Raw genomic sequence first — 25,658 nt, forward strand, 5'->3', positions numbered from 1 at the left:
TCCATCCATGAGCCTGTTCCGTTCGGCGGCCACCGTCAGCAGCTTCACGCTGCTGTCCCGCATTTCCGGCCTGATCCGCGACATCCTGGTCGCCCGCGCCTTTGGCGCCGGCCCCATCACCGACGCCTTCTGGGTCGCCTTCCGCATCCCCAATCTGTTGCGGCGCCTGTTCGCCGAGGGCGCGTTCGCCCAGGCCTTCGTGCCCATCCTGGGCAGCGCGCGCAACAACCGGTCCGAAGAAGAGGTCCGCACCCTGCTGGACCGCGTGGCCCTGCTGTTGACGGCCACGCTGATGCTGATCACGCTGATCGGCATCGCGGCCGCCCCCTGGGTGGTGTCCGCCATGGCCAGCGGCTTGCGCGGCGCGGCCCGCGATACCGAATTCGGCGCCGCCGTCTGGATGACGCGGATGATGTTCCCCTACATCTTCTGCATGTCGCTCATCGCCTTCGCCTCGGGCGTCTTGAACACCTGGCGCCGTTTCGCCGTTCCCGCGTTCACGCCGGTGCTGCTGAACCTTTCCATGATCGCCGCCTGCATCTGGCTCGCGCCCCGCATGGACATCCCGGTCTACGCCCTGGCCATCGGCGTCATGATCGGCGGGGTGGCGCAGCTGGCGGTGCAGTGGATCGCCCTGTCGCGGTTGGGCCTGACGCCGCGCTTCTCGCTGCGTTTCCGCGAAGCGTGGGCCGACCCCACCGTGCAGCGCATCCTCAAGCAGATGGCCCCCGCCACGCTGGGCGTCTCGGTGGCGCAGATCTCCCTGCTGATCAACACCAACATCGCCACCTGGCTGACCCCGGGCAGCGTGACGTGGCTGTCGTTTGCCGACCGCCTGATGGAATTCCCGACCGCGCTGCTGGGCGTCGCCCTGGGCACGGTGCTGCTGCCCAGCCTGTCGGCCGCCCACGCGCGCGACGACCACGGCGGCTACAGCGCCCTGCTGGACTGGGGCCTGCGCCTGGTGCTGCTGCTGGGCCTGCCTGCCGCGGTGGGCATGGCGCTGCTGTCGGACGGCCTGGTCGCCACCCTGTTCCACTATGGCGCCTTCGCCGCCCAGGACGTGCTGCAGACCCGCCTGGCCGTCATTTCCTATTCGGTGGGCCTGATCGGCCTGCTGTCGGTGAAGATCCTGGCGCCGGGCTTCTATGCCAAGCAGGACATCCGCACGCCGGTAAAGATCGCCATCGGCGTGCTCATCCTGACGCAGCTGATGAACGTGGCGCTGGTGCCGCTGATGGCCCACGCCGGCCTGGCCCTGGCCATCGGATTGGGCGCCTGCCTGAATGCGCTGGCGCTGCTGATCGGCCTGCGCCGCCGCGGCGTGTATCAGCCGGGTCCTGGCTGGGCGGTATTCGCGCTGCGCCTCATCCCCGCGCTGGTCGCGCTGTCGGCCCTGCTTTGGTATGCCGACGGGCGCATCGACTGGATCGGCCTGCAAGCCCATTCCGGACTGCGCGCGGCCTGGTTGGGCGGCGTATTGGCCGCCAGTGGCCTGGTCTACTTCGGGATGTTGTTACTCTTTGGCTTCCGTCCTAGGGATTTTGGACGACGTCCAAGCCGGTAATTTCGGCCCTTAGGGCTCCTTCCCCATCAAAAAGCCGGCTTCAGCCGGCTTTTTTGCCTTAGATTCGTCAAGAATTGACAAGCGGGCCGTAATCTTTGGTAAAAAACCTTTATTATTTACAAATTGCCATCGAAAGGATCCCCGCCAGCACCGCAGGCGGGAAGATGAAGTGAAGTACGCCCAAGGACAACCCATGGCGGACCAGGTGATCAATTGGTTGCTGCTGCTGCGGTCCGGCAAAGCGACCGCGCAGGACTACAACGACTTCCTGGCGTGGCGTGCGGCTGACCCTGTCCATGAGAACGCCTGGCAACAGTTGACAGGCTCGCTCTCAGGATCGACATTCGGCCGGCTTGGCGATGCTTACCCTGCCGGGTACGCCGCCGGTTCGCCCGCGCAGCCGCTGATCCCTCCGCCGCCGGCCATCATGCCGGCCCGTCGCCGCTTTCTGACCGGCGCGCTGGCGCTCGCCAGTACAGGCGCTTGCGCCGCCTATGTCGGCAATGCCTATTATCCCCTGAGCAACGTCGCGGCCGATGCCGCCACGGCTACGGGCGAACGGCGCCGGTATGTGCTGTCGGACGGCAGCCAATTGCTGCTGGACGCGCGCAGCCGCGTCAATCTGGACTTCACGCCCGCCTACCGCCAGGTCCGCCTGCTGGATGGCGCCGTGACCGTCTCCGTTGCGCCCGATGCGCGCCGCCCCTTCCTGGTGCAGACCGCCGAAGGCACCGTGCGCGCCCTGGGCACCCGTTACATGGTGCGCCAGCAGGCGCAACGCACCGTCGTCGTGGTGCACGAACATGAAGTCGAAGTGGAAACCATGTCGGGCGCCCACGGTTCCGTACGCGCCGGCACCGGTGCCCGTTTTGACGCATCCCGCATGGACACCCCGCGCGCCGAGCTCATGGCCGAGGCGGCCTGGGAATCCGGCTGGGTCGATGCCCGCGGCCGCCCGCTGGCCGAGGTGATCGCCGCGCTGCGGCCCTATCGCACCGGCACCCTGCGCCTGTCCATGGCGGCCGGCGGCTTGCCGGTGTCGGGCCATTTCCCGCTGGACGACACCAATGCCGCGCTGGCGACCCTTGAAGACATGATGCCCATCAGCGTCCGGCGCTTTACGCCCTGGTTCGTGTCGATCAACGTCGCCGCCTGACAACGCTGTGCCCCAGGCCTGTGCCTGCGGCCCGCTTCGTTGTATACTCAGTACCGTGTTTTTATCCAGTAGGCGCCGCGGGTTTTTCCTCAAGGCTTTTTGAGGGCCATCCGCCAGGGTTGTCCAGCTACGAGTGCTCCAGTTTGGGAATTGTCTTTCCAGCTACGGGTTCTCCAGCCCAGGAACCTTTCCCTTAGCGCCCCCCGCCCGGTTGACGGGCGCTCCATCGGTAGATCAAACATTAAAAGCTTGCAATCCCGCAGGGACTTGCTACAATGTTCGACTTTGCCGAATTCAACTTATATAGCAACATGGCCAATACCGCCCAAGCCCGCAAGCGCGCTCGCCAATCCGTTGAGCGCAACAAGCACAATTCCAGCCTGCGCTCGATGCTGCGCACCGCCATCAAGCGCGTTCGCCAATCCATCGCCGCTGGCGACAAGGCTTCGGCTGGCGAAGTGTTCCAGAAGGCCTCGAGCGTGATCGATCGCGTGGCTGACAAGAACATCATCCACAAGAACAAGGCCGCTCGCCACAAGAGCCGCCTGGCTGCCGCTATCAAGGCGCTGGCCTAAGATTCTGCCGCCCCTGCTTTTTGGGGCGTCATGAATACGGCAAATGAAGAAGGATGCCCCAGGGCATCCTTTTTTGTTGCCTGCTCGAAACGCCGCGCGCGCCGTTACGCCGGTTGCGCCCCACTCTGCCCCATGCGCGACGCCAACTGGCGCTTGATGGCTTCGGCCGCGGCGGCTAGCGACGCCATGAACGCGTCTACCAAGGGATTCGCCGGACGATGTTCGGGAAACACCACGTTGACGCGAAACGGGAACGAGCGGCGCAGTGGACGGATGTGCAGGCCGCGGCCCGCAAAATCCAGCGCGGTCAGCGGGTTCACGATGGCCAGCCCCAGCCCCTGGCGCACGAACGTGCACACGGACACCGCCGTGGGCGTCTCCACGATGGACCGCCGCAGCACCCCCGCTTCGGCGAACGCTTCGTCGATCTGGATCCGATAAGGGTCGCTGGACGACAAGCTGACAAAGGCATGCCCCTCGAAATCGGGCAGTTCGATCACCGGCTTTGCCAGCAGCGCGTGCCCGTCCGGCAGCACGCACACCTCGTCCACCTGCAACAACAGCTGCACGCGCGTGCCGGCCGGCGCCGCATCGTGTTCAGTCAGCCCCAAGTCGTACCGTTGCGCCGTCAGCCACTCCTCCAGGAACGGCGACTCCTGCGCCTCGACCGCCAGGCTGACGCCGGGATGCTGATCATGAAAGCGCCGGAACGCGTCGGGCAGGATCGAATGCGAGAAGGCCGGCAAGGCGATCACCGACAATTGGCCGCCCCGGAAGGCCCGCAGCCGGGCTGCGGCGGACGCCACGCGCTCCAAGCCCGCGTAGGACTGCCGGATCTCGTCATAGAGCGCCAGCGCCGGCATGGTGGGCCGCAGACGCCCGTGCACGCGCTCGAACAGCGCAAAGCCGATGCTGTGCTCCATGCGCGCCAGCTCGCGGCTGACCGTGGGTTGCGAAGAGCTAAGCAGTTCGGCTGCCCGGGTCACGCTGCCGGCGATCATCACCGCCCGGAACACTTCGATATGCCGATGCGTCAGCATGCGCCACTCCATATCAAGAATGAATGGGTCTTCAAAACATAAGCATTTTACTGGATGCCTTTGAACAGGCATCATGCCGCCTGGTTTCAATCCCCAATCAAGGTCCGCCCGTCATGGCATTCGATCCTCGCCAACTCACCCAACTCGCCACCCAGCACGGCACGCCGCTGTGGGTGTACGACGCCGCCGTCATCCGCGAACGCATCGCGCAACTGCGCCGCTTCGACACCATCCGCTACGCGCAGAAGGCCTGCTCCAACCTGCACATCCTGCGTCTGATGCGCGAGGAAGGCGCGGTGGTCGACGCCGTCTCGCTGGGCGAAATCGAACGCAGCCTGGCCGCGGGCTTCGACCCCAAGGGCGAACCGGAAGGCATGGTCTTTACCGCCGACCTGATCGACCACGCCACGCTGGCCACCGTGCTGCGCCACGGCATCACCGTCAACGCCGGCTCGCTGGACATGCTGGAGCGCGTGGGCCAAGCCTCGCGCGGGCACCGCGTCTGGCTGCGCATCAACCCCGGCTTCGGCCACGGCCACAGCAACAAGACCAACACCGGCGGCCCGCAAAGCAAGCACGGCATCTGGATCGATGACGTGGCCGAAGCCGTGTCCATCGTGCGCCGCTACGGCCTGAAGCTGGTCGGCGTCCACATGCACATCGGCTCGGGCGTCGACTATGGCCACCTGTCCAGCGTCTGCGACGCCATGGTCGAGGTGGTGCGCTCGCTGGACCACGACCTGGAGGCCATCTCGGCCGGCGGCGGCCTGTCCATCCCCTATCGCGACGGTGAACCGCGCATCGACTGCGACCACTACTTCGAGCAGTGGGACGCGGCGCGCAAGCGCATCGAGCAGTTCCTGGGCCACCCTGTCCGGCTGGAGATCGAACCCGGCCGCTTCCTCGTCGCCGAAGCCGGCGTGCTGGTGTCGGAAGTGCATTCGGTCAACCGCCGCCCCGAGCGCGATTTCGCGCTGGTGGACGCGGGCTTCAACGACCTGATGCGCCCGGCCATGTACGGCAGCTATCACCGCATTACGGTGCACGCGCCCGACGGCTCGGCCCCGCAGGGCGTGGCCGAAACGCGCATCGCGGTCGCCGGCCCCCTGTGCGAATCGGGCGACGTGTTCACGCAGGACGAAGGCGGGGTGATGTCCGACCAGTTGCTGCCGCAGCCGCGCATCGGTGACTTCATGGTCTTCCACAACGCGGGCGCCTACGGCTCGTCGATGTCGTCCAACTACAACAGCCGGCCGCTCGCGCCGGAGGTGCTGCTCGACCACGGCAACGCCCGCCTGATCCGGCGCCGCCAGACCGTCAGCGAATTGCTGGCGCTGGAGCAGTAAACAGAAAGCCCCGCAAGGGGCTTTTTTGTCGCCTTTTTCCGGATGAACGCTTCAGGTCGGGAAGGCGTCGCGCAGCGCGAATGTCGCCTGCTTGAACACCCCCAGGTCCGTGCCCACCGCGACGAAGTGCATGCCCATGTCCAGGTAGCGGCGCGCGTCCGCGTGCACCGGCGCCAGGATGCCCACGGCCTTGCCCTGCGCGGTCACGCGCTGGTGCAGGTGGCGGATGGCCTCTTGCACTTCGGGGTGGCCCGGATTGCCGATGTGGCCCAGCGCCGCGGCCAGGTCCGACGGGCCGATGAACACGCCATCCACCCCTTCGACCGATGCGATCTCGTCGACGGCGTCGATGCCCGGGCGGCTTTCGATCTGCAGCAGCACGCAGATATTGTCGTTGATGGTCTGCAGATAGTCCGGGACGGTGCCATAACGGTTGCTGCGCTGCGCGCCCGCCACGCCGCGGATGCCTTGCGGCGGATAGCGCGTGGCGGCCACGGCCAGCCGCGCGTCGGCCTCCGATTCGATGAACGGAATCAGCAGGTTGTAGAAACCGATGTCCAGCAGGCGCTTGATCTGCACCGGATCGTTCCACGACGGCCGGCCGACGGCGGCGCTGGCGCTGCCTTGCAGCGCTTGCAGCTGCTGCAGGAACATCGGCACCTCATTGGGCGAATGCTCGCCATCCAGAAGCAGCCAGTCAAAGTCCGCCAGCCCGACAAGCTCGGCCGTGATGTGGCTGGACATGCACATCCAGAATCCGATGAGCCGTTCGCGGGCCAGGATGCGTTGCCGGAAGCGATTGGGTAAGGGTGAATTCATTGCCGCCTTCGTTTTTGCAGAAAGAGAATACGGAGTGTGCCGGGCCGCGGCCCGGCGGTACAGCAGTCAGGGCCTGTCAACGCGAAATGAAGCCTTGCACGGCCGCTAGTCCATCCGGGCGCCGGAGGCCTTCGCCGCCTTGCCCCATTTCGTGATTTCGTTGTCGACGAACGCCGAGAACGACTTCGGATCATCGCCCACCACCACGAAGCCCACGCTCTCCAGCTTTTGCCGGATCTCGGGCGACGCCAGCGCCTTGACCGTCGCCTGGTTCAGGCGCTGGATCACGGCCGGCGGCGTCTTGGCCGGCGCCGACAAGCCAAACCAGGATTCCGCCGAGAAACCCGGATAACCCGATTCCGCCACCGTCGGCGTATCGGGGTAAGCGGGATTGCGCTTCGCGCTGGCCACCGCCAGCGCGCGCAGCTTGCCGGAGGTGACTTGCGGCAACAGCGTGTCCTGGTTCAGGAACATCACCGAGACCCGACCGCCGATCATGTCGGTAATGGCGGCCGCGCCCCCTTTGTACGGCACGTGCACCAGGTCGATCTTGGCATCCTGCTTCAGCATTTCCATGGCCAGGTGGCCCGACGAGCCGCTGCCCGAACTGGCGTGCGTGTATTTGCCCGGGTTCTCGCGTGCCAGCCGGATGAAGTCCGCAAACGTCTTGCCGGGGAACTCCATGTTCGCGACCAGGACGTTGGGACCCGTCGCCAGCAGCGAGATATGCGCGAAGTCGCTGTTGCGGTAGGGCATGTTCTGGTAGACGGCATAGCTGATGGCGTTCGATCCCACGCCGGACAGCAGCAGGGTGTAGCCGTCCGGCTCGGCCTTGGCCACCACGTCAGAGCCGATGTTGCCATTGGCGCCGCCCTTGTTTTCGACGATGACGCTTTGGCCCAATTCCTTGGAGAGCTCGGCCGCCAGCAAGCGGCCCACGGAATCGGTGCTGCCGCCGGCCGGGAACGGCACGACCAGCTTGACGGGCTTGGCGGGCCACGCGCCGGCCTGTGCCATCGCTGCCGCCGGCAGCAGCGTCAGCAGGCCGGCGGCCGCACCGGCCAGGATGGCAAGGCGTCTGTGCGCCGCGGGTTTGTTCTGTTGCATGGTTGTCTCCTCATGGTTGTTGTAGGTATATCGCCCGGTGTCCGGGTCTGTGCCTATCGTTTGATGCGGTACGGCCGCATCAGCCGATGCAAATGTCCTCCAGCAGATATGGCGTGCCGGCGCGCTCGCAGATACCGCGCAACCGGTCGGCCAGCGCGGCCGATATCGGGATGCCCTGGCGCAACCGGCGCTCGCGTTCCGCCGCCTCGGGTTCGCCAGCCACCAGCACGGGCTCGTCCGGATGGGCGGGCGGCGTGTCGTGCAATGCGTCGATCATGTCGTCCATATCGGATTCGAACGACCCTGCGGCGCGGAACGCGTCGGGGTTCAAGGCCAGGAAGAAATGCCCCACGTCGTCGGGTTCGCCCGGACGGCGGGTGGGGGCACGCCGAGCGGCAAAGGCGCTGCCGCTGAGCGTGCCGCCCAGGATCTGCGCCATCATTGCCAGGCCGTAGCCCTTGTGGCTGCTCATGGCCGACGTCCCGCCCAGAGGCGTCAGGCCTCCCTCCGGGCGCTTGAAGATGAACTGCATCGCGGCGTCGGCGTCGGTGACCGCCGCGCCCTGCCCGTCGACCGCCCAACCGGATGGCAGCGGCTTGTCCAGAAAGTCGTAGACCTTGACCTTGTTAGCGGCGACGGTGGTCGTCGCCATGTCCAACACGAAGGGCTCGTTATGGGCCGCGGGCGCGCCGAACGCGATGGGATTGGTGCCCAGCATGGGCATGGCGCCACGCGTGGGCACCATGATGATGCCGTTGGCGCTGCTGGTGACCAGCCCGACCACGCCGCGTTGCACGGCGATGCGTGCATACACGCCGGCCGCGCCGAAGTGATGCGAATTGCAGACCGACACCGCGCCCACGCCGTGCGCGAGCGCCTTGTCGACCGCCAGGTGCATCGCCTGCGAGGCCACGGGGTAGCCCAGGCCGCCCATGCCGTCGATCAAGGCGCTGGCTCCGCCGTCGCGCACGACCCGCGCGCGGGCGTCCAGCTTCAAGGAACCCGCGCGCCACTTTTCCTCGTAGGACGGCAGCATCGAAATGCCATGCGAATCGATGCCCAGCAGATCTGTCTGCGCCATTAGGCCAGCGGTGGTGTTCGCCAAGTCTTCGTCCATGCCCCAGGCTTGCAGCACCTGCAGGATCTGTTCGCGGACCTGCTCGACCGGCACGTTCTTCGCTATCGCTCCATTGCCTTGCACTCGTTGTCTCCGTGTGTCGTTGATGTCAGTCGCGCTCGCGGTCCACCAGTCGGTGACGCGCCTGCCCCAGATGGAACTGCATGGCCACGCGGGCGCGCTCGCTGTCTTGCTCGCGGATGGCGTCCAGGATGGTGGCGTGCTCGTCCACGACGCGCTGGGCCCGCTGCCGGGATCCGGTGCGCGTCAGGCTCAAGGTCAGCCGCATGAAACCGTTGATGGATTCGTGGATGCTTTCCAGCACCCCCAGATAGAAATCGTTGCCGCTGGCTTCGGCGATGCTGGCGTGAAACGCCAGATCGGCCTCGGGCGACACCTGGCCATGCGTCAGGCTGTCGGCGAACGCCGCGTGGGCGTCGGCAATCTTCTTCAGCTGTTCGTCCGTGCGGCGCAATGCGGCCAGGCGGGCCGCGTCGCCTTCCAGCGCCACGCGCACCTCTTGCGCGCGCAGATAGGCGCTAACGTTCTGCACATCGTTGAAGGTCTTCAGGCGCGGCGCAGGCTGATGGCTGACAAACGTGCCCAAGCCCTGATGCGCCGTGATCAGGCCGTCCGCGCGCAAACGCAGCAGCGCCTCGCGCACGACCGGGCGCGATACGCCGAAGCGCTCGGAAATCTCGTTTTCCGACGGCAGCTTGTCGCCCACGTTCAGGCCGCCGGACACGATCTGCTCGAAAATCTGCCCGTAGACCTGATCCGCCAGCCGCACCCGGTGCCCGCGTTCGAGCAGGGGCGAACCCGACGCGTCGGATTCGACGGGCGCCTGCGGCTCGGATGAAGTTGATGCTTTGGATCGGGCCACGAAACCTCCTGAATGCTTAGGCCTGTTCACCTTTGCGGGAACAGCGCCCATCGTACCGCCAACAGGCGGTGCGACGGGAGGTACGCGGCCGCCGCGTTCACGGTCAGGCCGCCACGGCTTGCCTGTCCCACGCTGCCAGCGCGCGCGCGACCGGCGCCACCCGTTCGCGTTCGGCGCTGGAGATGCCGGTCAACAGCGGCAGCATTGGCCCCATGTCGGCCACGCCCGACAAGGTCACGGCGTCGTGCAGCACGCGGATCGGGCTGATGCCGTCGCGGCAGTCTTCCAGACCCAGGTAATGTTCGCGCACCGCCTCCGCTTCGTCGTAGCGGCCTTCGCGCAGCAAGTGCAGCAAGCGCATCGACCCGCGCGGCGCCACGCAGACCGAACCCGACGTGAAACTCTTCAGGCCGAAGTCGCGGTAGTGGACGATGGCCGGGCGTTCGCCGATGCCGCTGACGATCCAGCGCGCATCCACCGCCTGCAGCAGGGACGACAGGTAGGGATCCTTCGCCGGGTTGTCGCGCACGACGGCGTACTTGAACGCGACGATGCGGCCCTCCTCGATCAGGCGCGCAGCGGTGCCGGGAGCCAGGTAGTCGGCCGACTTGATGTAGACCACGGCGGGCTTACCCAAGGCGTCGGTGAAGCGCCGCACGCCATCGGCCAAGCCGGCGTCCGTATACGGGAACGACATGGGCAGCAGCATCGCCGTGGGGAACGCGCGCGACCGCAGGATTGCCGCCTGATCCATCATCTTGCCGTAATCGGGGCCGACCGACGGCAGGATCCACGTATCCGACCCCGCCAGCCCGGCCAGCATGTCCACGATGCGCGCGTACTCGCTGACGGCCACGTTGTAGAAGTTGGCGTTGCCGCCATACATCACGTTGCGCACGCCACCGGCTTCCAGGTGGCCCAGCAGCGCCTTGTTCGCGGCTTCGTTCAGGGAAAGATCGTCGTGGCGGGCCAACGGCGGCACGGCAATGACCGAACGCTGCAAGTCCTGGGCGGACACCGGGGAAGTTTTCATGGACGGGCTCCTGGCAGATCCAGTTGTCAGATGAGTAAGGTGAAAAAAGTATACTTGGTTGACAAGCATAACCTCAATACCTATATTTGTTTGACAAGTAGGACGGCAACAAAACGCAGGGTGCCGCATGCGCCTTGCGGCTTGCCGCCTCGGGCCATGCCAGGGGCGGAATTTCCCACAAACGATGCGCGGCCACGCGCACACCAAGGAGACACGTTCCATGCAAGCAGCCCCCCTGCGCCGCCGGTTGTTCACCGCAGCCATGTTGACGGCTACGGCCTTCCTGCTGCCCGCAGCGCCCGCACTGGCCGACTACCCCGAACGCGATGTGAGGATCATCGTGCCCTTTCCCGCTGGCGGCACGGCAGACATCGCCGCGCGCGTGGTGGCCGCCGAATTGGGCAAGAGCTGGAACAAGTCGGTGGTGGTGGACAACAAGGCGGGCGCGGGCGGCAACGTCGGCACAGCCGAAGCCGCGCGTGCCACCGCCGACGGCTACACGCTGCTGATGGGCACCGTCAGCACGCATGCGATCAACCAGTCCGTCTATGCCAAGCTGCCCTACGACCCGGTCAAGGATTTCGTGCCCGTGACGCTGGTGATCCCGGTCCCGAACATTCTTGAACTGAACCCCAAGTTCGCGGACAAGCACGGCATCCGCACCGTGGCGGACCTGATCAAGTACCTGAAGGCCAATCCGGACAGCGTCAACATGGCGTCCACGGGCAATGGCACCTCCACGCACCTGTCGGGCGAACTGTTCCAGAGCATGACCGGCACCCGCATGACGCACGTGCCCTACAAGGGCAGCAGCCCCGCGCTGACCGACGTGATGGGCGGCTCCGCCGACCTGATCTTCGACAATCTGCCTTCTTCCATGGGCTACATCAAGGGCGGCAAGCTGCGGCCGCTGGCGGTCACCACGGCCGCGCGCTCCCCCGCCCTGCCGGATGTGCCGACGCTGGCCGAAGCGGGCGTGAAGGGATACGAGGCCTCCAGCTGGTTCGGGCTGCTGGCGCCCGCCGGCACGCCGCCCGCCATCGTCGACAAGATCCAGCGCGACGTGGCGGCTGCGTTGCAGCAAGAGCCGGTGCGCGCGCAATTGCAGGCCCAGGGCGCCACGCCCTCGGGCAACACGCCGGCGCAGTTCAAGCAGTTCATGGCGCAAGAGACCGTGAAGTGGGCGGAAGTCGTGAAAACATCCGGCGCCAAGGTCGACTGATCTGACGCAGATCCAGGCCCGCACGCAACGCGTGAGCGGCGGGCTTCTCATCATCACGCGAACCAGGAGACAACATGAATAACTTGATCTGCGCTTTCGCGGCGGGCGCCGTCCTGCTTGGCGGGCCGGCGGTCCAGGCCGCCGGCTACCCCGAAAAACCCGTCACCATGATCGTGCCCTTCGTGCCGGGCGGCTCGTCCGACATCACTGCGCGCTCGGTCACCCCCGCGCTGTCGAAGCTGCTGGGACAGACCTTCGTGGTCGAGAACAAGCCGGGCGCCAACAGCGCCATCGGCGCGCAGGCCCTGGCCCGCAGCACGCCCGACGGCTACACCATGATGGTTGGCTCGATCGGCACCTTCGCCATCAACGAAGCGCTCTACAAGAACCTCTCGTACAACCCGAGCAAGGATTTCGAATATCTGACCCAGGCCGTGCGCAATCCCAACGTGCTCGTCGCCGCCACCTCGTTTCCGGCCGGCAACGTCGCCGAACTGGTCGACTACGCGAAGAAGCACCCCGGCAGCGTCTCCTACGCGTCATCGGGCACGGGTTCCTCGGACCACCTGTCCGCCGTGCTGTTCCGCCAGCGCACCGACAGCACGGGAGTCGATGTGCCCTACAAGGGCGGCGGCGCCGCGATCGCGGACCTGATCGGCGGTCAGGTCAATGTATCGTTCCAGAACCTGGGCGCGGTCCAGAACCACATCAAGGCGGGCAAGTTGAAGGCCCTGGCCATTACGGGCGACGCGCGCACGCCGGAACTGCCCGACGTGCCCACGCTGACCGAGGCCGGCATCAAGGACATGGTGGTGTATTCCTGGCAAGGCTTCGCGGTGCCCAAGGGCACCCCGCCCGCGGTGGTGCAGCAACTGTCCAAGGCCCTGCAGACCGCCTTGCGCGACCCGAAGACCGAACAGACGCTGCAAGGCCTGGGCTTTGAAGTCGTGGCCAACACCCCGCAGCAGTTCACCGCGTTCCAGCAAGGCGAGGTCAAACGGTGGAAGGACGTCATCCAGAAAGCCAACATCCAGCTGGAATAGCCGGCGGGGCACGCACCCGGGGGATGCCCGCGGGCATCCCCTCAGCCGATTTCAAGGCCGAATCAAGTAGCATGACCGTTTTCGCCACCCTACCCGTACGACAACATGACCACTAAGCATCGCATCATCCAGGTCGGCTCGCTGGCCGGCTCCCCCTCCGCCAACAAGAACCTGGCCGACCAGTACGACGTGGTAGAGCTGTGGAAATTCCCCGACCGCAAGGCCGCGCTGGCCGAACACGGCAAGGGCATCACCGCGGTCGTCACGTCAGCCAACTTCGGCGCCAATGCCGAACTCATCAACGCGCTGCCCGACCTGAAGGCGATCTGCAGCTGGGGCGTGGGCTACGAGACCATCGACGTCGAAGCGGCCCACAAGCGCGGCGTGCAGGTCAGCAACACGCCCGACGTGTTGACGGACTGCGTGGCGGACCTGGCCTGGGGCCTCTTGATCGCCGGCGCCCGCCGCATGGGCCAGGGCGAACGGTTCGTGCGCGCCGGCCAGTGGGGCCAGGTGCACGGCAGCATCCCGCTGGGCCTGCGCGTCAGCGGCAAGAAGCTGGGCATCGTGGGCCTGGGCCGGATTGGCGAGGCCATTGCCAAGCGCGGTACCGGATTCGACATGGAAGTCCGTTATCACAACCGCCGCAAGCGCGACGACATCGCCTACGGCTACGAGGCCTCGCTGGTGGATCTGGCCAAGTGGGCCGACTTCCTGATCGTGGCAACCGTGGGCGGCCCCAGCACGCGCCACCTGGTGAACCAGCCGGTACTGGAAGCGCTGGGCCCCAAGGGCATCATCGTCAACATCGCGCGCGGACCCGTCATCGATGAAACCGCGCTGGTCGCCGCGTTGGACGCCGGCAAGCTGGGCTGCGCCGCGCTGGATGTGTTCGAACACGAACCCAAGGTGCCGGAAGCCCTGACCAAGAGCGACAACGCCGTCGTCCTGCCGCACATCGGCAGCGCCACGTTCGAGACGCGCCTGGCCATGGAAAACCTGATGCTGGAGAACCTGCAAGCCTACTTCGACACCGGCCGCGTGATCACGCCGGTGGAGTAACCGCAGCCCGCGCCGCGGCGGCGCGGAAACGAAAAATGCCGGCCACGCCACCCGGCAACAAAAAAGCCTCTCGGTGCCCATACCGAGAGGCTTTCGACTTTCCGGTCCCGCGGGATCGGCAGTCTTCCTGCAAAGGAACTACGTTCGGGCTTTACAGCCCCCTGCTTACTTCGCCGGCGTCGTGGCGCCGGAATGGTCCATCTTCGATGCTGTGCCTGATTTGGCGGCCGCCGGTTTGGCGGACGTCTTGTCAGACTTGTGATGCTTGTGCTGCGCTTGGGTCTTGGTTTCGCCCGTCTTGGCCGACGCATCGGCGCCCGCCGCGAACGCCGAAGGCGCAGCAGCAAGACCGAGGCACAGGGCCGAGGTGGACAAAAACGCAGCGATACGGGAGTGAGTCGTCATTTCATGAACTCCTGAATGTAAAAGGCCGAAGCCCTTTTCCGACACGGGGCGGCAACATCGCCGCTTACCCCGTACTCCGTTTGAAGCTGGCCCCCCCAGAAGGTTCACCGCGGAACCACAAATTTTCGGACGCTAACGTTTGCTAATACGCGCAACCGGCGCCGCAGTCACGCCTCGAACGCCAGCAGGCCGACGGTGGCGAACAGCATCAGCGCAAAGCAGATTCTCAGCTTGCGTTCAGGAAGCCGGTACGCCAGTTTCACGCCCACGGGCACGAAAAGCAGGCTGCCGATGGCCAGCGGCAAGCCGACCATCCAGTCCGCCTGGCCCGCCCACGCATACGTGATCAGTGCGATGGTCGAACCGGGGATCACCATGCTCAGCGCCAAGGCCTGCGCCGTGGTTTGCGGCAAGCGGAAGACCGACGTGATGATCGGCACGGCGAGCACCGCGCCGCCCACGCCGAAGAACCCGCCCAAGGTCCCGCAGAGTATGCCCAACGCAACGGCTCGGCGCGGGGTGAAGGCCGGCGCAGGGCCCTTGCCGGCCGCCGGACGCCGGATCGCGGGGCGCGTGGCGCGCCAGGTTTGCCAGACGTAGAACAAGGCGATGAAAAACAGGAACACGGCAAAGCTCTGGCGCAGCACGCTGGAATCGATGCCCAGCGCCAGCCGCGCGCCCACCCAGGTGAAAACCACGGCGCCCGCCGCGCCGGCGGCAGCCACGCGCTTGTCGATGCGTGTTTGCTGGTTGTACTTGCGCACGGCCATGGTGATGGCGGGCAACACCATGATCAGCGCCGTGCCTTGCGCCAGCTGCTGCGACATCCCCATCAGCAGCACCAGCGCGGGAATGGCGATGAGTCCGCCCCCGATGCCCAGCACGCCGCCCATGAAACCGATCAGGCCACCCGCGGCCAAGCATGCGGCGATAACAAACAGACTCACGTCTTGCTCCAGCAGACCCGGCCTTGCTCAGGATGGGCGATTCAATAAAGGGAAGATCAACGGGCCTCGGTCCGGCACGTGCCGGCCCAAGGCGTCAACGCAACTTGTCCAGCGCGGCGTCCAACCGGTCCACCGCCCAGATCTCCAGCCCCTCGATGGGTGTGCGCGGCGCATTGGCCTTGGGGATCAATGCAATGGAAAAGCCCAGCTTGGCCGCTTCGCGCAAACGCTCCTGGCCGCGCGGCGCAGGCCGGATTTCGCCCGCCAGGCCCACTTCGCCAAACGCGATCAGGCCACGCGGCAGCGGCTTGTCGCGCAGCGACGACATGATGGCCAGCAGCACCGGCAAGTCGGCCGCCGGTTCGGTGATGCGCACCCCGCCCACCGCGTTGACGAACACGTCCTGGTCGAAGGTCGTGACGCCGGCATGCCGGTGCAGCACCGCCAGCAGCATGGCCAAACGGTTGCCCTCCAGGCCGACCGTCAGCCGGCGCGGGTTGGGCGCGTGGGAACTGTCGACCAGGGCCTGGATCTCGACCAGCAGCGGCCGCGTGCCCTCTTGCGTGGCCATCACGCAGGAACCCGCCACCTGCTGCTCGTGCTGCGACAGGAACAGCGCAGAAGGATTGGCCACGCCCCGCAGGCCGCGGTCGGTCATGGCGAACACGCCCAGTTCGTTGACCGCGCCGAAGCGGTTCTTGAACGCGCGCACCAGCCGGAACGACGAATGCGTGTCGCCCTCGAAATACAGCACCGTGTCGACGATGTGCTCGAGCACGCGCGGCCCCGCCAACGCGCCGTCCTTCGTGACGTGGCCGATCATGACGATGGCGATGCCCGTCTGCTTGGCCAGCCGCGTCAGTTGCGCCGCGCATTCGCGCACCTGCGACACCGAGCCCGGCGCCGCGCTCAGTTCGCCGCTGTACAAAGTCTGGATCGAATCGATCACGGCGACCGTCGGTTTCTGCTCGGACACGGCAGCCTGGATGGCCTCCAGCCGGATCTCGGCCAAGAGGTTGACGTTGCCGGTCTGCAAATCGAGCCGGCGGGCGCGCAGCGCGACTTGCTCGGCGGACTCCTCGCCCGTGACGTAGAGGACGCTGGTGGTCTGCGACATCGACGCCAGCGCCTGCAGCAGCAGCGTGGATTTGCCGATGCCCGGATCGCCGCCGATCAGCACCACGGCGCCGGCCACCAGGCCGCCGCCCAGCACGCGATCGAACTCGTCCAGCCCGGTGGGCTGGCGCGGCGTTTCGCGGGCTTCGATTTCAGACAGGCTGCGCACGGGGCTGGCCGAGGCCAGCGGCGCGTAGCGGTGCGCCGACGCGGCAGGCGTCGACGATTCCACGGTTTCTTCCAGCGTGTTCCAGGCGTTGCAATGCGGGCATTTGCCCTGCCACTTCGGGGTGGTGCCGCCGCAGTCGGCGCACACGTATACGGTTCGGGATTTGGCCATGCGCGAAAGTGTACCGGCAACCTGTCTTTCCAGCGCGCGCGGCGCGCATCAAAACGCGCGTCCCGGCATGCGGATTGCGCCGTCCCGGTGCATGAATCTGTCATTCTGCTTTCACTAATAGGGACAGTCCGAAGTTACATCATGCAAATAGAAGAAATTCCCTGCCGGAATTCCACAAATCGCGCATAATCAACGGGTGCAGCGCATTGTCGAACCGTCCCGTCAGGACGGCATACCCGGCGCCAAACGCCCAACGCGGGCGCAGCAATGGGAATCGCGGCGCAATCGCCCTGCGGTCTTTGCCGAGGCCGCATAAACCGGAACAAGACCCTAGCCACGACGAGACCGCCGGACCACCGGCGCGGCGCCCAGCAAAGGTCAAACGCGGATACGTCCAGCCACCGGGCGTATGCGCGAGGAGTACGCGCATGAGCATTACCTATCGCCCCCCATTCGACGAAGACGATGAACGGGATCTGCGCGCCCTGTACCGTAAGCCCAGACCCGGGACCAGTCCCGAACTTGACGCGGCGGTGCGCCGTACCTGGCACCCCGGCCACAGCTGGCATCCCGGCTGGGCCGCGGCCGCTTGCGCCGCGATGGTGGCCGGCCTGTTCGCCTGGACCGACATGCGCGAAAGCGCCGACATGCAGGACGTGACCGCGCAACTGGCGGCGCCCCACGAAGTCGGCACCAGCGCCGAACGTTCACCCGCGCCGGCTCCTGCCGCGCTGGCTGAAACGCTGGCAAGCAAGCAGGCGCCGCCCGCCACCCAGCGCGTCGTCGCGTCCCCAGCCGACACGGCCGCAAGCCAACCCCAGGCCGCTCCCGCTGCCCCGGAAACCGCTGTGGCCCAAACGACCCAAGCGGCCCAAGCGGCCCAAACGGCGCAGCAGGGCGAAGCCACGGCCACGGAAGTCGTGGCGTTCAGCGAACAGGACGTCGAGGCCCGTGTGGCCCATATCCGCGCATTGGTCCAGGACGACCAGCAGGACGAAGCCGTCCAGGCGCTGCGCGAACTGCAGCAAGGCGCGCCTGACCTGACCCTGCCGGACGACCTGCAGGAACTGGCTCAGCAAAACCCGACCTGACTCCCGCCCTGTCCCCGATCATCGGCCCTGCCCTTCGCAGCGCCGATGGCGGTGTGGCGCGCAAGACGCACCCAAATATTTGGTCAAAAAACGGATGGCTTCTTGCTAACATAGCCGCCATGAGTCCGAGCTTCCACCACCGCAATCTCCCCCATCTGCTGCTTTACGCGCGCGAAACCCTGATGGCGCATTTCCGCCCCGTGCTGCATGCGGCGGGCGTCACCGAACAACAATGGCGGGTGTTGCGCACCTTGAGTGAAGTCGGCTCGATGGAACCCAACCAGATCGCCCGCAGTTGCCAGATCCTCAGCCCCAGCCTGACCCGCATGCTGGCCGGCATGCAAGAGCAAGGCCTGATCAAGCGCGTGCGCTCCAGCGCCGACCAGCGGCGCCAGGAAATCTCGCTGACCCCCAAGAGCAACAAGCTGATCGACCGCATGCGCCCGCAGGTAGATGCGAAATATCAAGAGATCGAAAGCAAGATCGGCAAGGAATTGCTCGACCGCCTGTACCGCGACGTCGACGCCATGGTCGAGCTGATCAAGCGCGACGCGCCGGCATCGCGCGAGGCCGACGAAGCGTGACTCAGGCAGGCACCGGGAAGATGGCGTTGATCTGCCCCGTGCCGGAACTGGTGAAGTAATCGGTGACGATCTCCACCCGCCCGTCGTAACTGTCCCACCCCAATAGTCCCAGCAGCATGGCCGTGTCGTGCATGCCGCCTTCTCCCACGCAGCGCTCGGCGTAGTCGGGCAGCATCGCGCAGAACGCCTTCCAATCCCCCTGACGCCATAGCTCGACCACCCGCAAATCCACCTGCCGGTAGAACTCGCGGCTGATCTGATGCATGGCGGCCTCAGGACTGCCGTTGTCGTTGAAGCGATGCGACAGCGATCCACTGGCCAGCACGGCAACGCGGCTGTCGCTGGCCTCGATGGCCTGGCGCAATGCCGCGCCGAATCGGCGGCTCTCGTCCAGCCCATGCCAGGCGCACCAGGCCGCCACCGACACCACATTGAAACGGCCGTCGCCATTCATGTACCGCATCGGCACCAGCGTGCCGTATTCCAGTTCCAGGCTGTCGATCTCGTGCGAACGCGTTCCCACCCCCGCTGCATTGGCGCATTCCGCGATGCGCCGTCCCAGTTCGGGATTGCCGCGGTAGGCGTAGTCCATGTCCTTGATGAAATGCGGCAGCTCATTGCTGGTGTAGCGCCCCTGGAACCGCCCGTTGGCGTTCACGTGATAGCCCGCATTGACCAGCCAATGCACGTCCAGCACCACGATCGTGTCCACGTCCAGGTCCCGGCACCGCTGGCCGATGATGCGATGGCCTTCAATGGCGGCCTCGCGGCAACCGTGGTGCTTGCCGGGAAGTTCCGACAGGTACATCGACGGCACATGCGTCACCTTGGCCGCCAGCGCGAGCTTACCCATGATGGTTGTCTCCTGATTCCCGAGGCTTAAACGCCCCATTTCGGAATGTGGTGGCCGCCCAGCGACACGCACACGTTCTTGATCTCGGCGAACACCTCGTAGCTGTATTCACCGCCTTCCCGCCCCGTGCCCGATTCCTTCGTGCCGCCAAACGGCTGGCGCAAGTCGCGTACGTTCTGGCTATTGATGAATACCATGCCGGCTTCGATGCCGCGCGCCAAACGGTGGGCGCGACCGATGTCGCGCGTCCATATATAGGACGCCAGCCCGTACTTCACGTCGTTCGCCAGCGCCAGGCCCTCGGCCTCGTCCTTGAAAGGAATCAGGCAAGCAACCGGACCGAAGATCTCTTCCTGCGCGCAACGCATGCGGTTGTCGACGTCGGCCAGCACCGTCGGGTGCACGAAGTTTCCGCCCGCCAGATGCGCGGGCAACCCCGCCGGTTGACGGGCTCCACCCGCCAGGATGCGCGCGCCCTCCCGTTCGGCCAGATCGATGTAGCCCGTCACCTTTTCCCAATGCTGGCGCGTGATCATCGCGCCCACATGCGTGGCCTCGTCGGCGGGGTCGCCAACGACCAGTCGTTGGGCGCGCGCGGCGAACTTGCGCACGAAATCATCGTAGATGCTTTGCTGCACGAAGATGCGCGAACCCGCGGTGCAGCGTTCGCCGTTCAGCGAAAAGATGGTGAACAGCGCGGCATCCAGCGCGCGCTCCACATCGGCGTCGTCGAAAATCAGGACTGGCGACTTGCCGCCCAGCTCCATCGAATACTTCTTGATGCCGCCCGCGCTGGCCAGGATCTTCTTGCCCGTGACCGTACCGCCCGTGAACGAAATGGCGCGTACGCCGGGGTGCCGCACCAGCGCGTCGCCTGCCGTGGCGCCGTACCCCTGCACCACGTTCAGCACGCCCGGCGGGATGCCTGCCTCCAGCGCCAGCCGGCCCAACTGGTCTGCCGTCAAGGGCGACAGTTCCGACATCTTCAACACGGCGGTATTGCCCAGCGCCAGGCACGGCGCCGTCTTCCAGGTGGCGGTCATGAACGGCACGTTCCAGGGCGACACTAGCGCGCACACCCCGACCGGCTGGTACAGCGTGTAGTTCAGCATCTGATCGTCCACTGGATAGGTATGGCCGTTCATCCGCGTGCACACTTCAGCGAAGAACGTGAAGTTCTCGGAGGCCCGCGGGATCAGTTGCTTGCGGGTCTGCGAGATCGGCAGACCCGTGTCCCGCGTCTCCAGCTCGGCCAGTTCCGGCACGTTCCGGTCGATGAGTTCGCCCAGTCGCCGCATCAGGCGGGCCCGCTCCTTGGCCGGCGTGTTCGCCCATTTGGGGAAAGCGTCGGCCGCGGCGGACACGGCGGCATCGATCTCGGCCTGGCCGCCCGCAGCAACCTCTTCGATGGCGTGGCCGGTGGCCGGGTTATAGGTGACGAAGCGGTCGGCGCTGTCGACCTGCTGGCCATTGATCCAATGTTTGATGCTCACGTGCGCTTCTCCTGCGGTGCGGCGCCATTCGATCGCGCCGGCATTTTTAATTAACACGTTAACATTATGCTGGCTGCCAAGCGCTGTCAACGCCGGGAAACCCCGATCCGACCTGTCCGGCCAAACACGTTTCGCGCGTTGCCGCCTACGGCCTTTTTCACTATGATACTTAACATGATAACGATATGGCGAGCGAGACGACATGCCCCACATCTGGATTGAGTACTCCGGCAACCTGGACCTGGACACGCGCACGCTGATGCGCGTGGTGCAGGACGCCGCCGTCGGCGACGGCCGCCTGTTCCCGCTGGCGGGCGCCCGTACGCGAGCGTTGCGCGTGGACGATTGCCTGATCGTCGACGGCCATCCCGACAACGCCTTCGTCCATGTGGTGCTGCGCATCGGACACGGACGCAATGACGCGCAGAAGGCCGCGCTGGGCCAACGGGTGTTCCAGGCCCTCTCGGCGGCGCTCGCCCCGCACATGGCCGCCCGCCCGCTGGGCATCTCGATGCAGATCGAAGAAGCGGATCCCGTGCTGAACTACAAAGCGAACAACTACCGCGAGTACCTCGCCGCACGCGCCGCCGAAGCCGCCGCCGCATTGGCGGCCCCGCCCCGCACCGTGGTAGGCGCCGCGCTGAACACGCGCCAGGCGTTACAGGCATTGGGCGACGCCGTGGATGCGCCGCCGTACCAGGCCGCGCCCAAGGCGCCCGTGCTCTACATCAAGCCCGCCAACACCTATGCGCAAGACGGCGACGTCATCACGTTGCCGTCCGACGTGGACGAGGTCGAAGTGGGCGCCTGCCTGGGCGTGGTGTTCTCGCGCCGCGCCACCCGGGTAAGCGAGACGGAAGCGTTGGCCTACGTGGCAGGCTACCGGGTCGTCGCCGATCTTTCCGTCCCGCACGCCAGCTACTTCCGGCCCGCGCTCAAGCAGCAATGCCGCGACGGCTTCTGCCCCATCGGCCGCGATCTCGCGCCCGTAGCATCCGTCCCCGCCCCCGACGCACTGGATATCGACATCCACGTGGACGGCGTCCTGGTGCAACGCGCCTGCACCGCCGACCTGGTCCGTCCGGTTGCGCGGCTGATTGCCGACGTCACGCAATTCATGAGCTTTGACGCCGGCGACATGCTGTTGGTCGGCGCCCCTTACGACGCCCCGCGCCTGCGGGCCGGGCAGCGCTACGACATCCGCATTTCGCAAGTCGGCACGCTGGGCAACCGGCTGGCCGCCGCCAACGCATAAGGACTGCGCCATGAAACACGCACGCATCGTTTACGAAGGCGCCATCCACGCGGCGACCGAGGCGGGTCCGGGCCAGATCCGGCTGGCCGACGGCCGCGTCCTGCCCGAAGAGGCGGTCTCCTGGCTGCCGCCCATCGAACCCCGCACGACGTTCACGCTGGCCATCAACTATGCGGACCATGCGAAGGAGCTGGCGTTCAAGGCGCCAGAGGAACCGCTGGGCTTCCTGAAGGCCGCCAACACCTTCGTCGGGCACCGCGCCCAGACCCTGCGCCCCGCCGACGTCGCCTTCATGCACTATGAATGCGAGCTGGCGGTCGTCATCGGCAAGACGGCTCGCGGCGTCTCGCGAGGCCAGGCCTATGACTATGTGGCGGGCTATACCGTGGCCAACGACTATGCGCTGCGCGACTACCTGGAAAACTGGTATCGCCCCAACCTGCGGGTCAAAAGCCGCGACACCTGCACGCCGCTGGGCCCGTGGCTGGTCGACCGTGACGACGTCCCCGACCCCATGAACCTGAACTTGCGCACCACCGTCAACGGCATCGAGACCCAACGCGGCAATACCCGCGACATGGTGTTCGACATCCCCGCGTTGATCCAATACTTCAGCAGCTTCATGACCCTGTCGCCCGGCGACCTGATCCTGACCGGCACGCCCGATGGCATCGTCAATGTCATGCCCGGCGACGAGGTCGTGACCGAAATCGACGGCGTTGGACGACTCGTCAACACGCTGGCTCCCTTCCCTTCCTGATCCCTTCGGACACCCGATGCTAGATACCCAAACCGTGCGCGCCATTGCCGCGCGCCTGCACGACGCTGAACGCACCCGCACGCAGATCCGCCAGATCTCGCTGGAACACCCCGGCATCGACATCGCCGACGCCTACGCCATCCAGCGCGCCTGGATGGACATCAAGCTGGCGCAAGGCCGCGTCAAACGCGGCCACAAGATCGGACTGACCTCGCGCGCCATGCAGCAGGCGTCCCAGATAGACGAGCCCGATTTCGGCATGCTGCTGGACGACATGTTCTTCGACGACGGCAGCGACATCCCGGCCGACCGCTACATCCTGCCCCGTCTGGAAGTCGAACTGGCCTTCGTGCTGGGCAAACGCCTCGAGGGTCCCAACGTGACGCTGTTCCAGGTGTATGACGCCGTCGACTACGTGATTCCCGCGCTGGAGATCATCGATGCGCGTTCGCACGGCATCGACCCCGATACGAAGCGCCCGCGCAAGGTGTTCGACACCATCGCCGACAATGCCGCCAATGCGGGCGTCGTCATGGGCGGACGGCCCGTCAAGATCGGCGACATGGACCTGCGCTGGATCGGCGCCATCCTCTCGCGCAACGCCGTCATCGAGGAAACCGGCGTGGCCGCCGGCGTCTTGAATCACCCCGCCAATGGCGTAGTATGGCTGGCTAACAAGCTGGCCGCCCATGACGTCGCGCTGGAGGCCGGAGAGATCATCCTGTCGGGGTCGTTCACCCGGCCGGTAGCCGCCCGGCCCGGCGACACGTTCAGTGTCGATTACGGCGTGCTGGGTTCCGTCAACTGTCATTTCATCTAACACGGCATGCAGTCCATGGACATCCTCACCAACACTTTCAAGCAAGCCTTGCGCGACCGCCAACCCCAGATCGGCCTGTGGGCCGGGCTGGCCAGCGCCTATACCTCGGAAATCGTCGCAGGCGCCGGTTTCGACTGGCTGCTGATCGACGGCGAACACGCCCCCAACACCTTGCAGACGACGCTGTCGCAGCTGCAATCGGTGGCCGCTTATCCGGTGGCGCCCGTCGTGCGTCCGGCGTGGAACGACCCGGTGCAGATCAAACAGATCCTGGACACCGGCGCGCAGACCCTGCTCGTGCCAATGATCCAGTCCGCCGAGGAAGCCGCGGCGGCAGTCGCCGCGGTGCGCTACCCGCCCGCCGGCATCCGTGGAGTGGGCAGCGCGCTGGCGCGCTCATCGCGCTGGAACCGCATCCCCAACTATCTGGAGCGCGCCAACGACCAGATGTGCGTGCTGGTGCAGATCGAGACGCCGGCCGGCATTGACGCGCTGGACGAGATCCTCGCCGTGGACGGCGTGGACGGCGCCTTCATCGGCCCCGCCGACCTGTCGGCCGGCATGGGCTATCTGGGCCAGCCGGAACACCCCGAGGTGCTCAAGACGATCGACGAGGCCATCACCCGCATCGTGCGCTCCGGCAAAGCCGCCGGCATCCTGCATAGCGGCGTCGCGCAGGCCAAACACTACCTGGCGCTGGGCGCGACCTTCGTCGCCGTAGGCGTCGATGCCGTGCTGTTGGCCCGCGCGGCCGAGAAACTTGCCGGCGAATTCAAAGATACCAAGGCGATCCAGAGCGGCGCCGGTCCTTACTGAATCTGCCCCTCGAACGTGCGCCTGAGCCCCTCAGGCGCCTTCGCCTTCGCCAAGCAGCGCATTGCGCTTGGCGAATTCGGCCAGTTCCAGCACCGACGTCATGCCCAGCTTTTGCTGCAAGCGTGTCTTGTAGGTGCTGACCGTCTTGTTGCTCAGCAGCAGCAAATCCCCGATCTCCTTGTTTGACCGCCCTTGAGCAAGGTATTGCAGCACCGTCATCTCGCGATCGGACAAGCTCTGGATCATCGCCCCCTCGGACGCCTGCCCATGCTTCGGCGATACGGAGATCGACGGGAACACGCTGTACCCCGCCATCACGGCCTTGATGGCGCTGACCAGCTTGTTCAGGTCCTCGTCCTTGCAGACAAAGCCCTTGGCACCCGCCTGCATGCACCGATGGCAAAACGCCTCGGACGACAGCGACGTCAGCACCAGGATATGGCTGCGCGGATCGATGCTCCGCATCCGGCCGATCACGCTCAGCCCATCCAACTTCGGGATTCCGATGTCCAGAATCACCACATCTGGCGACTGGTCACGGAACATCTGCACCGCGTCGATACCGTTGCCGACCTCTCCGATCACATTGAAGCCGTTCGTCTCCAGCAGCATGCGCACGGCAAGGCGCAACACCGGATGGTCGTCAACGATTAAGACTGAATTCATGTGGGGATCGGCCTATCTCGAGAATGGGCGTCCAGCGACTAGCGCTGCCGGACGCATGGCGCGCGGCGGCGCACATGAGGAGCTCGGATTTTAGAGCATTGCGCGGTACGCCACGGTCGCCATACGAGGCTCTAGAACCAGATTTGTACGTTTTTCCAAGCGAACATCAAAGGTTCGATCCGTATGCAGGGCCATTAGGAAATTTCCTACATAACGATGCTACGCATCCTATTTCTCACGATCGTCCCAATTTCTACACTGTTTTCAGCTTCAACACGAGGTGACTCCAAGACGCTCATCGCCCCTTTTTGCTCCCCGGGGCGGCGAACACGGAGCCCCCGACCCGAAAGCTGTAACCACTATCCAAGGACATTGTGATGAAAAAAAATCAGCTGGCTCGCCTGATCGCAACGATTGCATTGGGCTCTGCCTGCACCGCCGCCTTCGCCGCCGACAAACCCAGCGGCACGGTTCGCTTTGAAGGCTCGATCGTTGAAGCGCCTTGCTCCATCGCCAGCGATTCCATCAACCAAACCGTCACG

25 protein-coding genes are annotated in these 25,658 nt (G+C 65.7%); 13 read left to right on the forward strand and 12 right to left on the reverse strand.

Annotated elements, in window-relative coordinates; translation table 11 throughout:
- Positions 1-7 precede the first annotated feature (7 nt).
- The 3 genes from murJ (at position 8) to rpsT (ending at position 3,298) form a co-directional block, all read left to right on the forward strand.
- Complete coding sequence (gene murJ, locus ACO6D5_RS03090; protein WP_315844971.1) at positions 8-1,567, forward strand: murein biosynthesis integral membrane protein MurJ; 1,560 nt, start codon at positions 8-10, stop codon at positions 1,565-1,567.
- A 193-nt stretch (positions 1,568-1,760) separates the two neighbouring features.
- A complete protein-coding gene (locus ACO6D5_RS03095; RefSeq protein ID WP_315844970.1) occupies positions 1,761-2,723 on the forward strand; it encodes a FecR domain-containing protein in 963 nt (320 codons plus the stop codon).
- A gap of 311 nt (positions 2,724-3,034) precedes the next feature.
- Complete coding sequence (gene rpsT, locus ACO6D5_RS03100; protein WP_006225453.1) at positions 3,035-3,298, forward strand: 30S ribosomal protein S20; 264 nt, start codon at positions 3,035-3,037, stop codon at positions 3,296-3,298.
- Positions 3,299-3,402: 104 nt separating this feature from the next.
- On the opposite strand, the gene ACO6D5_RS03105 is transcribed toward rpsT, so the two are convergent.
- On the reverse strand, positions 3,403-4,338 hold the full coding sequence (locus ACO6D5_RS03105; RefSeq protein ID WP_485824560.1) for a LysR family transcriptional regulator: 936 nt from the start codon (positions 4,336-4,338) through the stop codon (positions 3,403-3,405).
- 113 nt (positions 4,339-4,451) lie between these two features.
- Here ACO6D5_RS03105 and lysA point away from each other — a divergent pair, with 113 nt between their 5' ends.
- Positions 4,452-5,684, forward strand: a complete 1,233-nt coding sequence (lysA, locus tag ACO6D5_RS03110; protein ID WP_485824561.1) for a diaminopimelate decarboxylase — start codon at positions 4,452-4,454, stop codon at positions 5,682-5,684.
- 51 nt (positions 5,685-5,735) lie between these two features.
- Here lysA and garL read toward each other — a convergent pair whose 3' ends face one another.
- The 5 genes from garL to ACO6D5_RS03135 all read right to left on the reverse strand — a co-directional run bounded on the left by garL (position 5,736) and on the right by ACO6D5_RS03135 (position 10,643).
- A complete protein-coding gene (garL, locus tag ACO6D5_RS03115) occupies positions 5,736-6,503 on the reverse strand; it encodes a 2-dehydro-3-deoxyglucarate aldolase (protein WP_035213403.1) in 768 nt (255 codons plus the stop codon).
- Positions 6,504-6,608: 105 nt separating this feature from the next.
- Positions 6,609-7,610 carry a tripartite tricarboxylate transporter substrate-binding protein gene (locus ACO6D5_RS03120; RefSeq protein WP_315844967.1) on the reverse strand — a complete coding sequence of 334 codons (1,002 nt, stop codon included), beginning with the start codon at positions 7,608-7,610 and terminating at the stop codon, positions 6,609-6,611.
- Between the two features lie 79 nt (positions 7,611-7,689).
- Positions 7,690-8,811: an Ldh family oxidoreductase gene (locus ACO6D5_RS03125; protein ID WP_485824562.1), complete on the reverse strand. Its 1,122-nt coding sequence runs from the start codon at positions 8,809-8,811 to the stop codon at positions 7,690-7,692.
- A gap of 25 nt (positions 8,812-8,836) precedes the next feature.
- A complete protein-coding gene (locus tag ACO6D5_RS03130; RefSeq protein WP_485824563.1) occupies positions 8,837-9,661 on the reverse strand; it encodes a FadR/GntR family transcriptional regulator in 825 nt (274 codons plus the stop codon).
- 52 nt (positions 9,662-9,713) lie between these two features.
- A complete protein-coding gene (locus tag ACO6D5_RS03135) occupies positions 9,714-10,643 on the reverse strand; it encodes a dihydrodipicolinate synthase family protein (RefSeq protein ID WP_315844964.1) in 930 nt (309 codons plus the stop codon).
- A 220-nt stretch (positions 10,644-10,863) separates the two neighbouring features.
- Between ACO6D5_RS03135 and ACO6D5_RS03140 the strand changes: the two genes are divergently transcribed.
- The 3 genes from ACO6D5_RS03140 (at position 10,864) to ACO6D5_RS03150 (ending at position 13,970) form a co-directional block, all read left to right on the forward strand.
- Positions 10,864-11,865, forward strand: a complete 1,002-nt coding sequence (locus ACO6D5_RS03140) for a tripartite tricarboxylate transporter substrate binding protein (RefSeq protein WP_315844963.1) — start codon at positions 10,864-10,866, stop codon at positions 11,863-11,865.
- Between the two features lie 74 nt (positions 11,866-11,939).
- Complete coding sequence (locus tag ACO6D5_RS03145; protein ID WP_485824564.1) at positions 11,940-12,908, forward strand: Bug family tripartite tricarboxylate transporter substrate binding protein; 969 nt, start codon at positions 11,940-11,942, stop codon at positions 12,906-12,908.
- Positions 12,909-13,013: 105 nt separating this feature from the next.
- The gene (locus ACO6D5_RS03150) at positions 13,014-13,970 is read left to right on the forward strand and encodes an NAD(P)-dependent oxidoreductase (RefSeq protein WP_315844961.1); all 957 of its coding nucleotides are present in this window, start codon (positions 13,014-13,016) and stop codon (positions 13,968-13,970) included.
- Between the two features lie 165 nt (positions 13,971-14,135).
- Here ACO6D5_RS03150 and ACO6D5_RS03155 read toward each other — a convergent pair whose 3' ends face one another.
- From ACO6D5_RS03155 to radA, 3 genes are all read right to left on the reverse strand, one after another.
- Positions 14,136-14,375: a hypothetical protein gene (locus tag ACO6D5_RS03155; protein ID WP_315844960.1), complete on the reverse strand. Its 240-nt coding sequence runs from the start codon at positions 14,373-14,375 to the stop codon at positions 14,136-14,138.
- 167 nt (positions 14,376-14,542) lie between these two features.
- Positions 14,543-15,322, reverse strand: a complete 780-nt coding sequence (locus ACO6D5_RS03160) for a sulfite exporter TauE/SafE family protein (RefSeq protein WP_485824565.1) — start codon at positions 15,320-15,322, stop codon at positions 14,543-14,545.
- Positions 15,323-15,416: 94 nt separating this feature from the next.
- Positions 15,417-16,778: a DNA repair protein RadA gene (radA, locus tag ACO6D5_RS03165; protein ID WP_315844958.1), complete on the reverse strand. Its 1,362-nt coding sequence runs from the start codon at positions 16,776-16,778 to the stop codon at positions 15,417-15,419.
- A 428-nt stretch (positions 16,779-17,206) separates the two neighbouring features.
- On the opposite strand from radA, the gene ACO6D5_RS03170 reads away from it, so the two are divergent.
- Both ACO6D5_RS03170 and hpaR read left to right on the forward strand, forming a co-directional pair.
- Positions 17,207-17,869, forward strand: a complete 663-nt coding sequence (locus ACO6D5_RS03170) for a hypothetical protein (RefSeq protein ID WP_485824566.1) — start codon at positions 17,207-17,209, stop codon at positions 17,867-17,869.
- Positions 17,870-17,988: 119 nt separating this feature from the next.
- Positions 17,989-18,453: a homoprotocatechuate degradation operon regulator HpaR gene (gene hpaR / locus ACO6D5_RS03175; RefSeq protein WP_315844956.1), complete on the forward strand. Its 465-nt coding sequence runs from the start codon at positions 17,989-17,991 to the stop codon at positions 18,451-18,453.
- 1 nt (position 18,454) lies between these two features.
- Here the strand turns inward: hpaR and hpaD are convergent, their stop codons facing one another.
- A complete protein-coding gene (hpaD, locus tag ACO6D5_RS03180; protein WP_485824567.1) occupies positions 18,455-19,306 on the reverse strand; it encodes a 3,4-dihydroxyphenylacetate 2,3-dioxygenase in 852 nt (283 codons plus the stop codon).
- A 26-nt stretch (positions 19,307-19,332) separates the two neighbouring features.
- Positions 19,333-20,799 (reverse strand): 5-carboxymethyl-2-hydroxymuconate semialdehyde dehydrogenase, encoded by a 1,467-nt coding sequence (gene hpaE / locus ACO6D5_RS03185; protein ID WP_485824568.1) that lies wholly within the window; start codon positions 20,797-20,799, stop codon positions 19,333-19,335.
- Between the two features lie 202 nt (positions 20,800-21,001).
- Between hpaE and ACO6D5_RS03190 the strand changes: the two genes are divergently transcribed.
- Genes ACO6D5_RS03190 through hpaI form a run of 4 tightly spaced genes read left to right on the forward strand, consistent with a single transcriptional unit; the run spans position 21,002 to position 24,450 of the window.
- Positions 21,002-22,054, forward strand: a complete 1,053-nt coding sequence (locus ACO6D5_RS03190) for a fumarylacetoacetate hydrolase family protein (RefSeq protein WP_485824569.1) — start codon at positions 21,002-21,004, stop codon at positions 22,052-22,054.
- Positions 22,055-22,064: 10 nt separating this feature from the next.
- Positions 22,065-22,814 carry a fumarylacetoacetate hydrolase family protein gene (locus tag ACO6D5_RS03195; RefSeq protein WP_485824570.1) on the forward strand — a complete coding sequence of 250 codons (750 nt, stop codon included), beginning with the start codon at positions 22,065-22,067 and terminating at the stop codon, positions 22,812-22,814.
- A gap of 16 nt (positions 22,815-22,830) precedes the next feature.
- On the forward strand, positions 22,831-23,634 hold the full coding sequence (gene hpaH, locus ACO6D5_RS03200; RefSeq protein WP_485824571.1) for a 2-oxo-hept-4-ene-1,7-dioate hydratase: 804 nt from the start codon (positions 22,831-22,833) through the stop codon (positions 23,632-23,634).
- 15 nt (positions 23,635-23,649) lie between these two features.
- Positions 23,650-24,450, forward strand: coding sequence for a 4-hydroxy-2-oxoheptanedioate aldolase (hpaI, locus tag ACO6D5_RS03205; RefSeq protein ID WP_315844950.1), 801 nt, complete (start codon positions 23,650-23,652; stop codon positions 24,448-24,450).
- A 30-nt stretch (positions 24,451-24,480) separates the two neighbouring features.
- Here the strand turns inward: hpaI and ACO6D5_RS03210 are convergent, their stop codons facing one another.
- Entirely contained in the window at positions 24,481-25,116 is a 636-nt protein-coding gene (locus tag ACO6D5_RS03210) for a response regulator transcription factor (RefSeq protein ID WP_088589985.1), read from the reverse strand.
- Positions 25,117-25,658: the final 542 nt, after the last annotated feature.

The organism is Achromobacter sp. (assembly GCF_057314935.1).

Coding starts and splice junctions, on each gene's coding strand:
- murJ (WP_315844971.1), top strand. CDS start 8: ATGAGCCTGTTCCGTTCGGCGGCCACCGTCAGCAGCTTCACGCTGCTG.
- ACO6D5_RS03095 (WP_315844970.1), top strand. CDS start 1,761: ATGGCGGACCAGGTGATCAATTGGTTGCTGCTGCTGCGGTCCGGCAAA.
- rpsT (WP_006225453.1), top strand. CDS start 3,035: ATGGCCAATACCGCCCAAGCCCGCAAGCGCGCTCGCCAATCCGTTGAG.
- ACO6D5_RS03105 (WP_485824560.1), bottom strand. CDS start 4,338: ATGCTGACGCATCGGCATATCGAAGTGTTCCGGGCGGTGATGATCGCC.
- lysA (WP_485824561.1), top strand. CDS start 4,452: ATGGCATTCGATCCTCGCCAACTCACCCAACTCGCCACCCAGCACGGC.
- garL (WP_035213403.1), bottom strand. CDS start 6,503: ATGAATTCACCCTTACCCAATCGCTTCCGGCAACGCATCCTGGCCCGC.
- ACO6D5_RS03120 (WP_315844967.1), bottom strand. CDS start 7,610: ATGCAACAGAACAAACCCGCGGCGCACAGACGCCTTGCCATCCTGGCC.
- ACO6D5_RS03130 (WP_485824563.1), bottom strand. CDS start 9,661: ATGGGCGCTGTTCCCGCAAAGGTGAACAGGCCTAAGCATTCAGGAGGT.
- ACO6D5_RS03135 (WP_315844964.1), bottom strand. CDS start 10,643: ATGAAAACTTCCCCGGTGTCCGCCCAGGACTTGCAGCGTTCGGTCATT.
- ACO6D5_RS03140 (WP_315844963.1), top strand. CDS start 10,864: ATGCAAGCAGCCCCCCTGCGCCGCCGGTTGTTCACCGCAGCCATGTTG.
- ACO6D5_RS03145 (WP_485824564.1), top strand. CDS start 11,940: ATGAATAACTTGATCTGCGCTTTCGCGGCGGGCGCCGTCCTGCTTGGC.
- ACO6D5_RS03150 (WP_315844961.1), top strand. CDS start 13,014: ATGACCACTAAGCATCGCATCATCCAGGTCGGCTCGCTGGCCGGCTCC.
- ACO6D5_RS03155 (WP_315844960.1), bottom strand. CDS start 14,375: ATGACGACTCACTCCCGTATCGCTGCGTTTTTGTCCACCTCGGCCCTG.
- radA (WP_315844958.1), bottom strand. CDS start 16,778: ATGGCCAAATCCCGAACCGTATACGTGTGCGCCGACTGCGGCGGCACC.
- ACO6D5_RS03170 (WP_485824566.1), top strand. CDS start 17,207: ATGAGCATTACCTATCGCCCCCCATTCGACGAAGACGATGAACGGGAT.
- hpaR (WP_315844956.1), top strand. CDS start 17,989: ATGAGTCCGAGCTTCCACCACCGCAATCTCCCCCATCTGCTGCTTTAC.
- hpaD (WP_485824567.1), bottom strand. CDS start 19,306: ATGGGTAAGCTCGCGCTGGCGGCCAAGGTGACGCATGTGCCGTCGATG.
- ACO6D5_RS03190 (WP_485824569.1), top strand. CDS start 21,002: ATGCCCCACATCTGGATTGAGTACTCCGGCAACCTGGACCTGGACACG.
- ACO6D5_RS03195 (WP_485824570.1), top strand. CDS start 22,065: ATGAAACACGCACGCATCGTTTACGAAGGCGCCATCCACGCGGCGACC.
- hpaH (WP_485824571.1), top strand. CDS start 22,831: ATGCTAGATACCCAAACCGTGCGCGCCATTGCCGCGCGCCTGCACGAC.
- hpaI (WP_315844950.1), top strand. CDS start 23,650: ATGGACATCCTCACCAACACTTTCAAGCAAGCCTTGCGCGACCGCCAA.
- ACO6D5_RS03210 (WP_088589985.1), bottom strand. CDS start 25,116: ATGAATTCAGTCTTAATCGTTGACGACCATCCGGTGTTGCGCCTTGCC.